The sequence below is a fragment of the Marinithermofilum abyssi genome, assembly GCF_014641195.1.
Taxonomy (GTDB): domain Bacteria; phylum Bacillota; class Bacilli; order Thermoactinomycetales; family DSM-45169; genus Marinithermofilum; species Marinithermofilum abyssi.
Map to the genome: position 1 here is coordinate 109,869 of NZ_BMHQ01000008.1, position 13,003 is coordinate 122,871.

The following is a 13,003-nucleotide window of genomic DNA, read 5'->3' on the forward strand; positions in this document are numbered from 1 at the left end:
GCCCTTCTCCATGTAAAAGCCGGCCAGGCTTTTGCACCCCTCCGATGGAATCACTGGGCTAAAGATGGACGGGAACTCGCACGTTGCGGAGTCCCGTTCGGATCCAATCCTCTTTACCGTTCATCCAATCGGATGGGCGGTCTTTTTTATTGCATAAAAGAACAAGCGGCATGGCTGCCGCTTGATCATTATCAATCCCGTTCGCGCATGGTCGGGAACAGGAGCACGTCACGAATGGAAGCACTGTCGGTCAACAGCATCACCAGCCGGTCGATACCGATCCCCAGGCCGCCGGTGGGAGGCATGCCGTATTCCAAGGCTTCCAGGAAATCTTCGTCCATGGGGTGGGCTTCGTCGTTGCCTTGGGCTTTTTCCCGAAGCTGGGCTTCAAATCGCTCCCGTTGGTCGATCGGGTCATTCAGCTCGGTAAAAGCATTGGCATGTTCCCGGCCGACGATGAAGAGCTCAAACCGGTCGGTGAACCGGGGGTCTTCATCGTTTTTGCGGGCCAGCGGGGAAATTTCCACCGGATGGCCGTAGACGAAAGTTGGCTGGATCAGCTTGTCCTCCACTTTTTGCTCGAAGAATTCGTTCAGAATGTGGCCGAAGGTGTGGTTGGGCTGAATCTCCACCCCGTGTTCTTCTGCCAGCTTGCGGGCTTCTTCGTCGCTCAGCTGCTGGGAGAAGTCAACACCGACATGTTCTTTGACCAGATCGACCATCGATTTTCGGGCCCAGGGTTTGGCAAGGTCGATCTTTTGACCGTCGTATTCTACCTGCTCACTCCCCAACACTTCCTTCGCCACATGGGTGATCAGGTTTTCCGTCAGGTCCATGATGTCGTGGAAGTCAGCGTAGGCTTCATAGAGTTCCATCATGGTAAATTCGGGGTTGTGCCGGGTAGAAATCCCTTCGTTGCGGTACACACGGCCGATCTCATAAACTTTTTCCATCCCGCCCACGATAAGCCGCTTCAGGTGCAGCTCGATGGCGATCCGCATATACAGATCGATATCCAGGGCGTTGTGATGGGTGATAAACGGCCGGGCCGCTGCACCGCCGGGAATGGTGTGCATCGTCGGCGTCTCCACTTCTAGATAGCCCCGGTCATTCAGATAACGCCGGATCGAGCTGATGATACGGCTCCGGGTAATGAAGGTGTCTTTTACTTCCGGGTTCATAATCAGGTCAAGGTAGCGTTTGCGGTAACGCAGCTCCACATCTTTCAGCCCATGAAATTTTTCCGGCAAGGGACGCAGGGATTTGCTCAGGAAGGTGACCGAGTCGGCTTTGACGCTGGTTTCGCCCCGGTTTGTCTTGAACACGACGCCTTCCACCCCGAGCCAATCACCCAAGTCTGCCATGCTGAACACATCGTATTGCTCTTCACCGACGCGGTCTTTCCGCACATAGATCTGAATACGGCCGCTCATATCCTGTAAATGGGCAAAGGAAGCTTTCCCCTGTTTCCGCTTGGCGATCAGACGGCCGGCGATGGCGACGCGCTCTCCTTTTTCCTCCAACTCTTCTTTGGACAGCTCATCATACCGGTCCAATATTTCTTCCGCCGTATGGGTCCGATCAAACTTGCGACCAAAGGGATCAACCCCTTTTTCCCGCAAGGTGTCCAATTTATCCCGGCGCACCTGCAACAGTTCATTGATTTCTTCCTGGGCCATCTCGTTCAACTCCTCATTTGGCAATCAGTCAACGAAAAAAGAGTCCTACCTACCGTTATAGTCAAAAGAAACGCGGGATACACCCGGATTCCAGGCTTTATCGCAACAATGAAAGGGAATCAATAGGAACGATACGATAAATAAAAACGATGGATGAAGACAATCCTTACTTCACCCATATGTGAACCTTACGGTTTTCTTGTTGGCTGTGAAGAAACTCACGGAGTATCGATGAAATCCGGTGTCAGGCTGCTCGCCGAGAGCGCATATCAACCGGAGTGCATAGCTAAGTTCGTTAGCAACTGAATCGAGGGAATCCCCGACTGCGGGACCCCCTCGCTCCTCATCTCTTGACGAAAATCAGACGGCCGGTTGATTAACGGCACACGGCTTCACTTTGGAACCCGCGGCAGGCCGGCTGACCCGTTCCGCCTGTTTCTGCTCCCATTGCTCCACAAACTCCATCAGCACCCGTTCCATGCCTTCCCGGGTGGTTTGCTCATTTACCCGGTCTTTGATGCGGGCGGCACCGCGCAGCCCCTTCAGGTACCAGGAGGCGTGTTTGCGCATCTCCCGCACGGCCACTTCTTCACCGCGAAGCGCGATGAGGCGGTCCATATGCACCAGTGCAATCTCCACTTTTTCCCGGGCAGTAGGCTCCGGCAGGAGCTCTCCGGTTTCCAGGTAGTGAATCGTACGGTATAACATAAACGGATTCCCCAGGGCACCGCGTCCGATCATCACGCCGTCACAACCGGTTTCCTCCAGCATCCGCCGGGCATCCTCGGGGGTGAACACATCCCCGTTGCCGATCACGGGAATGTTCACCGCCTCTTTCACCTGACGGATCATATCCCAGTCGGCTTTGCCGGTGTACATCTGCTGACGGGTACGGCCGTGAAGGGAGACCGCCTGTGCTCCGGCCCGCTCCACTGCCTTCGCATTTTCCACCGCATAAATGTGATCCTCATCCCAACCCGTCCGCATCTTGACGGTAACCGGTTTGTCCACCGCTTCCACCACGGCGGATACCATCTCTTCGATTTTGTCTGGGTTCAAAAGCCAGCGGGCACCGGCATCGCATTTCACCACTTTGGGCACCGGACAGCCCATATTGATATCGATGATGTCGGCGTTGGTCTGTTTGTCCACCACTTGCGCCGCTTCCACCAGCGTTTGTTTGTCCCCGCCGAAAATTTGCAGGCTCAAGGGCTTTTCCCGCTCATCCACATACAGCATTTGCCGGGTTCGTTGGTTGCCGTTCAGGATCGCCCTGTCGCTCACCATTTCAGCGCAAACCAAACCGGTGCCAAACTCTTTGGCGATCAAGCGGAAAGCCGGGTTACACACCCCCGCCATCGGGGCGAGCACCACATTGTTTTTCGTTTCCACCGGTCCGATTTTCATCTTTTTCATCCACATGGTTCCAACACCTCCTTATCGCTGTTGATGACCGATGTCCAAGGAACTCGGGCTCATCCCGGGTTCCCCATCGGCAAGGAAATTGGTTATCGGTCCGCCGGACTTCGTTCGACACCGCCAACTGATCCAGCCATTCCGTCACCGATCGACCCGTGCCGGGAACGATGACATCCGGAGCGAGCTCTTGCAGCGGAATCAGGACAAAGGCGCGTTCACACATCCGGGGGTGGGGGATTTCCAAATCCGCTTCCTTTACCTGCCGGTCTCCGTAGAGCAGGATATCCAGATCGATCGTACGCGGCCCCCAGCGAATCCGCCGCACCCGGTGCAAGCTCTGCTCCACTGACAGCAGAGAGTCCAGCAATGTTCGCGGCGGGAGGGTTGTCTCTATTTCCGCCACCATATTGAGAAAATCCGGCTGATCCGTCAATCCCACCGGGTCCGTTTCAAATACGGAAGACAGACGGATCACACGGATTCCCTCCCTTTGGTCCAGCCGCCGGATCGCTTCCCGCAACAATCCGAGCCGATCTCCCAGGTTGGTTCCCAGACCGATGTAAGCTGTCACTGTGTTCATGTGCGTGTCCGCCGGATTTCCACACCGACCGACTCATAGTGCCCCGGAATCGGCGGATCTGGTTTGGTAACGCGAACCATCACTTCTTCCAGGGGGAAATTCTCCAGCAATCGGGAAGCGATGCGTTCCGCCACAGTCTCCACCAATGCAAAGGTGTGGGATTCTACCGTTTCCTTCACCTTTTCATACACTTCGGCATAGTCCACCGTTTGATCCAGGTCGTCCGTTTGTCCCGCAGGGGCCAGGTCAAGTCCCAGCTCCAAGTCCACATAGAAACGCTGTCCCAACCGGTTTTCTTCCGGAAACGCTCCATGATACGCGTAAAACTCCATCCCGTTGAAAAAGATGGTATCCATCCCGCGCCCTCCTTAGACTGCGGCCGCCCGCATCATTGCATCGGTCATCCGGACCACCCGGACCATCTCTTTGACATCATGGACCCGTACAATACCGCACCCTTTCATGATGCCGCAGGTCACAGTGGCCGCTGTTCCCTCCACCCGTTCGTCCACAGGCAGATCCAGCGTCAGTCCGATCATCGATTTGCGGGACGTGCCCAGCAACACCGGGAAACCGAGCTCGGTCACCACATCCAAATGACGCATCAGGTACAAGTTCTCTTCATAACTTTTGGCAAAACCGATACCGGGATCCAAGATGATCCGCTCGTCTTTCACCCCTGCTCGGCGGGCGATCTCCACGCTTTCCATCAGGTCCGCCCGTATATCATCCAAAAAGGAGTCGTAACGGGCTTCTTTCCGGTTGTGCATGATGATGACCGGAACATCGTAATGGGCTACCACATGCGCCATCTCGGGGTCTTTTTTCAGTCCCCACACATCGTTGATCATATGGGCACCGGCTTCCAGGGCCTGACGGGCCACCTCCGCTTTGTAGGTATCCACGGAAAGCGGAGCATCCACCGTCCGGGCCAGCCGTTGGATCACCGGTATCACGCGGGCCAGCTCTTCTTCCAAAGAAACCGGTGTAGCCGTGGGACGGGTGGATTCCCCTCCCACATCCAGAATGTCGGCCCCCTCGGCAACCATGTTACGGGCATGCTCCACTGCCCGCTCCACTTGATTAAAGCGACCGCCGTCAGAAAAGGAGTCTGGTGTCACATTCAGGATCCCCATCACCAACGTCCGCTCATAAAGAGGCAATGTATAAGAACCGGCGGTAAAAGGCTGTTCGGGCTGCACCCGATTCCGGGTACGGGATTCCAACAACATGGCCGCGTCTCCTCCTGTGATGTTTGTTCCATCGTCATCCATGATCTGTCTGTTTTAAGACAGCTTGCCTTTCTTGTTGAAAAGCTGTACCTTAGTAAAGGTGTTTTCCGGCCCGAGTGATAGACCGACAAGCTCGCTCAAACTTCTATCTATTTATCTCTGCCTACAACTTATCCACAGGTTTTCCATCCGATTGTGTATAACTTTTGGACGAGGATTCCTATGCTCAAGTACAGATTCTCACCAAAATCCTTTGCAAACACCCACCCGGAATCCCTTGTGCTGCAAGGCTTTTGCCAAAAAAGCTGCCGTCGGGAATCTTAGGATTCCCACTGGACACCGGCACTTGCTTTCCCGTTTGGGCAGGACTTATCCACAACTTATCCACAGTGTTGAGTGAATTCTAGGCCTCACGGCCTATCTTCCTGTGGATAACAGGGAATCCTCACGGTAGGTGTTTAAAAAGTTGGCCAGCAGCCGTTTTCCTTCCCGTGTCAAAATGGACTCGGGGTGAAACTGCACCCCTTCCAACGGAAAACGACGGTGCCGCATCGCCATGATCTCTCCTTCAGCCGTTTCGGCGCTGATTTCAAACTCCTCCGGAAGGCTTTCCCGCTCGACGATCAGCGAATGATAACGGGTAGCCTCAAAAGGGGACGGAATCCCTTCAAACAGCGTGCGGCCATCATGATGGACAGGAGAGGTCTTGCCATGCATCAGCCGCCCGGCGCGGACCACCTTGCCGCCGAAAGCTTGGGCGATCGTCTGATGTCCCAGGCAAACACCCAGTATGGGAATCCGGCCGGCAAAACGGCGGACTGTATCCAGGCTGATACCGGCTTCATCCGGATTGCCCGGTCCGGGTGAGATCAGAATGGCATCCGGCTGCATCTCGGCAATGGTATCCACTGAAATCGCATCGTTCCGGTGTACCTCTACCTCTTCCCCCAACTCGCCCAAATACTGCACCAAGTTGTAGGTAAACGAATCATAGTTATCAATCATCAAGATCATCGATTCAACGCTCCTCTCATCTCTGCTCCTCTCATCTCGGAACAACCCCCGTCGGTGCACCGGCAAAAGGGCACACGGGGGCAGTTTTTATCCCTCCCATCAGTTTACAACAAATCCCCCCGGGAAGAAAGGTTTGCAGCAAAGAAACCCCCGACGGATTCGCGGGGGTTTCTGGTGGATTGTCTAAGGCTTTCCAATAGGAACATCCACATCAGATGAGATTAATCAAATTGGTACAAAGCGGTTGTCAGATATCGTTCGCCATTGCTCGGGACGACGGTGACGACCCGTTTTCCTTCCCCGAGGCGGCGGGCCACCTGGATGGCGGCACAGACAGCTGCTCCGGAGGAGATCCCGCCGAGAATGCCTTCTTCCCGTGCCATCCGACGGGCCCATTTAAATGCTTCCTCATTGTCAACGGTAATCACTTCGTCATACACCGAAGTATCCAAAATGGAGGGCACAAAACCGGCACCGATGCCCTGAATTTTGTGGGGACTGGGACTTCCTCCGGACAATACGGGCGAAGCTGAGGGCTCTACGGCAAACACTTGCAGATCCGGAATCTTTTCTTTCAGATACTGACCCGCGCCGGTAATCGTACCGCCTGTCCCGATTCCCGCCACAAAAGCATCGATCTTTCCATCCATCTGCTGATAAATCTCCGGACCGGTTGTCTCCCGGTGAATCTTGACATTCGCTTCATTATCAAATTGCTGCGGCATAAAAGCATCCGGGTTTTCCCGGGCAATTTCTTCCGCTTTGGCGATCGCCCCCTTCATCCCTTCAGCACCCGGAGTCAACACCAGTTCCGCCCCGTAAGCCCGCAACAAATTGCGCCGTTCCATGCTCATGGTATCCGGCATGACCAAGACCGCCCGATAGCCTTTGGCCGCTGCTACCATCGCCAGCCCGATCCCCGTGTTCCCGCTGGTAGGCTCCACGATCATCGACCCCGGTTTCAGCTTGCCCTGCTTTTCCGCCTCTTCAATCATAGCCAACGCAATCCGGTCTTTTACGCTGCTGCCGGGATTAAAAAATTCCAGTTTCAAAAACACATCCGCATCGGTTTTTCCGACAATCCGATTTAACTTTACCACCGGTGTTTGCCCGATCAGTCCCAGGATATTCTCGGCTACACGCATGACAGGACCTCCTATACCCAAGCAATTCAATAGGTTTTAATGGTTTTATCGTACCAATCCCCTGCCAGGGTGTCAATAACGGCTGGCGTCATTTCATTCAAAAACCACAGGTGGTCACGTTTTCAGAAATCGCCTGACCATGGATGCGTTATTCCGCCGCATCCTTTACGGACGGATCATCATCCGCTTCCATCTCCTGCAACAGCTCCTCCAGGTCGGCCCGCTCCACACGATAACGTTCGTTGCAGAAATGGCAGATCACTTCCGCTTCTCCCTGCTCCTCCAACAACTGCTGTACTTCCTTTTTGCCGAGCCCTTTCAGGGTCGTGCGAATCCGTTCTTTCGAACAGTGGCAGTGGAAGGTGATTGCCTGGCGGTGATGCACCTGCATCTCTTCTCCAAGCACCCGTTGCAACAAATCCTCCGGGGTGGCTCCCTCATGGAGAAGCTTGGTTACCGGCGGCAAAGCGGTGATGGCCTGCTCCAACCGGTCAACCACCTCCTCGCTCGCTTCCGGCATCACTTGCACGATAAAGCCGCCGGATGCCAGAATCGATCCGTCCCGGTCCACTAACACGCCGACTCCCACCGAAGAAGGAACCTGCTCCGAAACCGTCAAATAATAGGTAAAATCTTCTCCCAACTCACCGGAAACCAGCCGCACGCTCCCGCGGTAAGGCTCCTTCAAACCAAGGTCTTTTACTACATGAAGGGTGCCGTTGCCCACCGCCTTGGCAACATCCAGTTTGCCTTTGCCATTGAGCGGAAGGTCGACGGCCGGATTTTTTACATACCCCCGCACCCTTCCTTTTGCATCTGCATCCACCACGATCTGACGCAGAGGACCGTCGCCGGTGATTTGGATGGTCAATTGGTCTTTTTCATTTTTCAACATCATGCCCATCATCGCACCGGCGGATACCGTCCGCCCCAATGCCGCACTGGCGACAGGCCAGGTGTGGTGCCGCTTCTGCAATTCACTCATCAGCTCGGTGGTTACCGCGGCAAATCCCCGAACCTGATTGTTAAAAGAAGTTGCCCGAATGGCATAATCCCGACTCATCTCATTGCCCCTCTTTCTCATCAGCCTCGAAACTCCATTTCAAGCCCGGTTCCTTTCGTAGATCAGCTTCAGCCCTTTCAGCGTGAGCAGAGGATCCACTTTGTCGATCGTTTTGGTTTCTTTGCAGATCAGCTCTGCCAATCCTCCCGTTGCCACAACCGCCGGGGGCTGGGACAACTGGTCTTTCATTCGGGAGACGATTTCATCCACCACGCCTACATACCCGTAAAAAACGCCTGCTTGGACCGCTTTGACCGTATTTCGTCCGACGACACTTTCCGGCTTCACGATCTCCACACGGGTCAATTGCGCCGCCCGCTGATACAACGCTTCTGTCGAGATACCGACTCCAGGCGTAATGGCTCCTCCGATGTAACGTCCTCTTTCGTCGATAAAGCAAAAAGTGGTGGCGGTACCGAAGTCGACCACGATGCAAGGAGTCCCGTATTCTTCAATGGCAGCCACCGCATTGGCGATCCGGTCGGCCCCTACTTCGCGCGGATTTTCATACTGGATGTTCAAGCCCGTCTTGATTCCGGGACCCACTACAAGAGGCGTCCGGTTGAAATATTTTTGCGATAACAATTTCAGTACATACGTCAACGGAGGCACGACGGAGGAAACAATCACCCCGTCAATTTGCTCCATATGAAGACCCGCATGAGTGAACAGGTTTTTCAACCGCATGCCGTATTCATCTTCGGTAGAATGGCGGTCGGTATGGACACGCCAATGATGAATCAATTCATCCCCTTGATAAATCCCCAACACGATATGGGTATTGCCCACATCCATCACCAGCAACATGGCATCCACCCGCTCTCTATAAAGTCCATCCCCATCATAGCAGGGGGGTCGGACAAATTCAACGCACGCCCGCTGGTTGTCGTCCGTCATGCTCGCGAAAAAAGGTTCCCACGTGACGTGCGAAGCCAATCATTCCCGTAGATCGATTCCCGGACGGATCCTCCTCAAGAAGCCGTCAAAAAAGCCCCCGGATTCGTCCCTGCCGGTTCACATCCATATCCAGGGCGGCAGGTTTCTTGGGCAACCCGGGCATGGTCAACATATTTCCCGTCAAGACGACGAGAAAACCGGCCCCCAATGCCGGACGGACCTCTCGCACATGCAGGGTGAAGTCTTCCGGCCTTCCCAGAAGGGACGGGTCATCCGAAAGGGAGTACTGCGTCTTGGCCATACATACCGGCAGCTGATTCCAGCCATGGGCTTCAATCTCCCGGATCAGTTTTTCCGCCTGCGTGGAGTACTCTACATCCTGGGCGCCGTAAACCTCCCGGGCCACAGCAGATACCTTCGCCCGGACAGATTGATCCAAGTCATAGAGAAAACGAAGCTCCTTCTCTGTCGCTTCAGCCAGCCGGATCACTTCCTGTGCCAGTGCTTCCCCGCCGGCACCACCTTTTCCCCAAACTTCCGTCAAGGCGACGGGTATGCCCTTTTGCGCACACCATTCCTGCAAAAAAGCCAACTCTTCTTCTGTATCCGTGGGAAAACGGTTCAACGCAACAACATGGGGCACTCCAAATTTGTTCATGGTTTCCACATGCCGTTCCAGGTTGACCACACCCCGGCGCAATGCATTCACATCGGCGGTTTTCAGACCCTCTTTGGGCACACCGCCGTGCATTTTCAGTGCCCGCACCGTTGCTACGATGACGGCGACGTCTGGTTGCAGTCCACCGATCCGGCTCTTGATATGAAGGAACTTTTCTGCACCCAGATCGGCGCCGAATCCCGCCTCCGTCACGGTATACTCGGACAGTTTCAAAGCAAACTTAGTCGCCAAGAGCGAATTGCACCCGTGGGCGATATTGGCAAAAGGACCGCCGTGGACCAGTGCCGGTGTATTCTCCAGGGTTTGCACCAGATTGGGCTGAACTGCATCCTTTAACAGCAAGGTCGCCGCCCCTTGGGCTCCGAGATCCGCTACGGTAACCGGCGAGCCGTCAAAACGGTAAGCCACTACGACGCGGCCGATGCGTTCCTTCAAATCCGCCAAATCCTTCGCTAGACAAAGGATCGCCATGATTTCCGAAGCCACGGTAATATCAAATCCGTCTTCCCGAGGCATACCGTGGGGCTTTCCGCCCAGACCGACCACAACATGGCGTAGTGCCCGGTCATTCAGGTCCATTACCCGCTTCCAGACGATGCGACGGGGATCGATCCCCAGCTCATTGCCATGGTGCAAATGGTTGTCGATCAGCGCACTGATGGTATTGTGCGCCGAAGTGATGGCATGCATATCCCCGGTAAAATGCAGGTTGATATCTTCCATGGGCACTACCTGGGCATAGCCGCCGCCGGCAGCTCCTCCTTTGATCCCCATCGTCGGCCCCAAAGACGGCTCCCGTAAAGCGACCACAGCCCGCTTCTCCAACCGGTTCAATGCCTGGCCCAGCCCGACGGTCACAGTCGATTTCCCCTCCCCTGCAGGTGTGGGGTTCACGGCGGTAACCAATACCAACCGACCGTCCGGCTGATGCGCTACCCGTTCCCACACATTCAACCGGATTTTGGCCTTGTATTTGCCATACAGCTCCAAATCCTCTTCCTGCAACCCCAGCTGTTTGGCGATATCGGTGATGGGTCGCTTATCCGCTTGCTGAGCAATTTCAATATCTGACGGAACGGCTTGGTTTGTTCCTTTTGATACAGGTGTCATACGGATTTTCCTCCTTACAGTCACGATGGATAGGTTCTTATAACAAAGGGAAGCTTGCCGGAAAAGGGATTTGCGCCACGGGGAAAACAACGTCATCGATCTTAGAATGCCCCAAATGATAGAAAGCCTATTTGCCCTTGCGGATGATAGCGGTAACCTTCCACGATAAAAAAACAGTCATCAAAAAAACGGGTGCCCCGTTGGGGCACCCGTTGGGATTTGCTTATTCTTGGTTGTCATCTTTCGGCTTCGAATCCGACTCCTGTTTTGGCTCCACGTCGGGATTCCATTTTTCTTCCGGCTCTCGGTCGGCCTTTGCCTCGTCTTTTTTGTTCCCTTGAATATTGACCGTCACGTCTTGCTCGACGGGTTTATCCAGTTTGCCTTTCTCGATCAGTTGCTTGATCTCCTCGGCATCCAGGGTTTCTTTCACCAAGAGAGTTTGAGCGATAAGCTCCAGTTTATCCCGCTTCTCGTCCAAGAGTTTCTTGGCTCGGTTGTAGCATTTGTTGATCATGTCTTGCATCTCTTGGTCGATTTCGTAGGCGATGGCATCGCTGTAGTTCTGCTCATGGCCCAAATCGCGGCCCAGGAATACCTGGCCTTGGGAGCGTCCGAATTGCATCGGCGCCAATTTTTCGCTCATGCCGTATTCGGTTATCATGCGGCGAACAATGCTGGTGGCCTTTTCGAAATCATTGTGGGCTCCGGTGCTGATTTCACCGAAAACCACTTCTTCCGCTGCCCGGCCGCCCAACAATCCGGTCACCCGATCCAAGAGCTCGTTCTTGGTCATCAGGAAGCGGTCTTCCTTCGGCAGCATGACAACGTAGCCGCCAGCCTGCCCGCGGGGCACCACGGTTACCTTATGCACGGTATCCGCATGCTCCAGGAAATAACCGACAATGGTATGACCTGCCTCGTGATAGGCGATCGTTTTCTTCTCTTTCTCGCTGATCACGCGACTTTTCTTCTGAGGACCGGCAATCACACGATCGATCGCTTCCTCGATCTCTTCCATGTTGATCTGCTTTTTGTTTTTCCGTGCGGACAACAACGCCGCTTCGTTCAGCAAGTTTTCCAGATCGGCCCCGGTAAATCCGGTGGTCCGTTGTGCAATCACGTTCAGTTTGATGTCGTCGCCCAGCGGTTTGTTGCGGGCGTGGACTTTCAATACTTCCTCCCGGCCTTTCACATCGGGGCGGTTGACGGTAATCTGACGGTCAAAACGTCCTGGACGCAAAAGAGCAGGGTCCAAAATGTCGGGACGGTTGGTTGCCGCCATGATGATAATGCCTTCGTTGGCACCGAAGCCGTCCATTTCCACCAGGAGCTGGTTCAAAGTCTGCTCCCGCTCGTCGTGACCGCCGCCCAAGCCGGCGCCGCGCTGACGGCCCACGGCGTCGATCTCATCGATAAAGATGATACAAGGCGCGTTTTTCTTAGCCTGTTCAAACAAGTCACGGACGCGGGATGCACCCACCCCGACAAACATTTCCACAAAGTCGGAACCGCTGATGCTGAAGAAGGGTACACCGGCTTCTCCAGCCACAGCACGGGCCAAGAGGGTTTTACCGGTACCCGGAGGTCCCACGAGCAGCACGCCTTTCGGAATGCGTGCCCCCACCGCAGCAAATTTGCGGGGGTCTTTGAGAAAGTCGACCACTTCGACCAGTTCGGCTTTTTCTTCGTCCGCGCCAGCCACATCGTCGAACATGACCTTTTTCTTCTCTTCGTTATAGAGCTTCGCTTTGCTCTTGCCGAAGTTCATGACGCGATTGCCGCCGCCCTGAGCCTGGGTCAGGAAATATAAAAAGAGGAGAAGGATAATCACAAAGGGTACGATGGAGGTAAAGAAGGTAAGCCAGATGGAGTCACCTTTCGCCTTTTCCACCGTAGTTTTGACTCCGGCCTTTTCCAGGTCTTTTATAACATCATTGGAAAAGGGGGCATTGGTGACAAAGGTTTGATAGGCCTGCCCTTTGTACTTCCCTTCGATGTGATAGGTATTGCCTTCCGGACGCACGGTCGCTTCTGCAACCTGTCCGGCTCCCAATCGCTGCTTGTACTCGGTATAACTCAGCTGATCCGTCTCCGTCCCTTGGTTGTATAACACATGTACAATCCCGACGGTGACAAGGATGAGAATAATATATAATCCGGAATTCCGGAAGATGTTTTTCAT

The 13,003-nt window shown here is 54.5% G+C and carries 11 protein-coding genes; all 11 read right to left on the reverse strand.

All coding sequences use genetic code 11. From position 1 onward, the window contains the following. Positions 1–191 precede the first annotated feature (191 nt). The gene (gene lysS, locus IEW70_RS12130; RefSeq protein WP_188648188.1) at positions 192–1,679 is read right to left on the reverse strand and encodes a lysine--tRNA ligase; all 1,488 of its coding nucleotides are present in this window, start codon (positions 1,677–1,679) and stop codon (positions 192–194) included. A gap of 360 nt (positions 1,680–2,039) precedes the next feature. After that, positions 2,040–3,101, reverse strand: coding sequence for a tRNA dihydrouridine synthase DusB (dusB, locus tag IEW70_RS12135; RefSeq protein ID WP_188648189.1), 1,062 nt, complete (start codon positions 3,099–3,101; stop codon positions 2,040–2,042). Beyond that, positions 3,022–3,678, reverse strand: coding sequence for a 2-amino-4-hydroxy-6-hydroxymethyldihydropteridine diphosphokinase (folK, locus tag IEW70_RS12140; RefSeq protein WP_188648190.1), 657 nt, complete (start codon positions 3,676–3,678; stop codon positions 3,022–3,024). The genes dusB and folK overlap by 80 nt, the downstream gene beginning before the upstream one ends. Then, positions 3,675–4,034 (reverse strand): dihydroneopterin aldolase, encoded by a 360-nt coding sequence (folB, locus tag IEW70_RS12145; protein ID WP_188648191.1) that lies wholly within the window; start codon positions 4,032–4,034, stop codon positions 3,675–3,677. The genes folK and folB overlap by 4 nt, the downstream gene beginning before the upstream one ends. Positions 4,035–4,046: 12 nt before the next feature. Next, positions 4,047–4,910, reverse strand: a complete 864-nt coding sequence (gene folP, locus IEW70_RS12150; protein WP_188648192.1) for a dihydropteroate synthase — start codon at positions 4,908–4,910, stop codon at positions 4,047–4,049. A 417-nt stretch (positions 4,911–5,327) separates the two neighbouring features. Next, positions 5,328–5,924, reverse strand: a complete 597-nt coding sequence (pabA, locus tag IEW70_RS12155) for an aminodeoxychorismate/anthranilate synthase component II (protein ID WP_188648193.1) — start codon at positions 5,922–5,924, stop codon at positions 5,328–5,330. A gap of 221 nt (positions 5,925–6,145) precedes the next feature. Continuing rightward, positions 6,146–7,069, reverse strand: coding sequence for a cysteine synthase A (gene cysK, locus IEW70_RS12160; protein WP_188648194.1), 924 nt, complete (start codon positions 7,067–7,069; stop codon positions 6,146–6,148). A 148-nt stretch (positions 7,070–7,217) separates the two neighbouring features. Then, the gene (hslO, locus tag IEW70_RS12165; RefSeq protein WP_188648195.1) at positions 7,218–8,132 is read right to left on the reverse strand and encodes an Hsp33 family molecular chaperone HslO; all 915 of its coding nucleotides are present in this window, start codon (positions 8,130–8,132) and stop codon (positions 7,218–7,220) included. A 39-nt stretch (positions 8,133–8,171) separates the two neighbouring features. After that, positions 8,172–8,939, reverse strand: coding sequence for a type III pantothenate kinase (locus IEW70_RS12170; protein ID WP_188648196.1), 768 nt, complete (start codon positions 8,937–8,939; stop codon positions 8,172–8,174). 175 nt (positions 8,940–9,114) lie between these two features. Beyond that, positions 9,115–10,818: a formate--tetrahydrofolate ligase gene (locus tag IEW70_RS12175; RefSeq protein ID WP_188648197.1), complete on the reverse strand. Its 1,704-nt coding sequence runs from the start codon at positions 10,816–10,818 to the stop codon at positions 9,115–9,117. A 223-nt stretch (positions 10,819–11,041) separates the two neighbouring features. Continuing rightward, positions 11,042–13,003, reverse strand: coding sequence for an ATP-dependent zinc metalloprotease FtsH (ftsH, locus tag IEW70_RS12180; protein ID WP_188648198.1), 1,962 nt, complete (start codon positions 13,001–13,003; stop codon positions 11,042–11,044).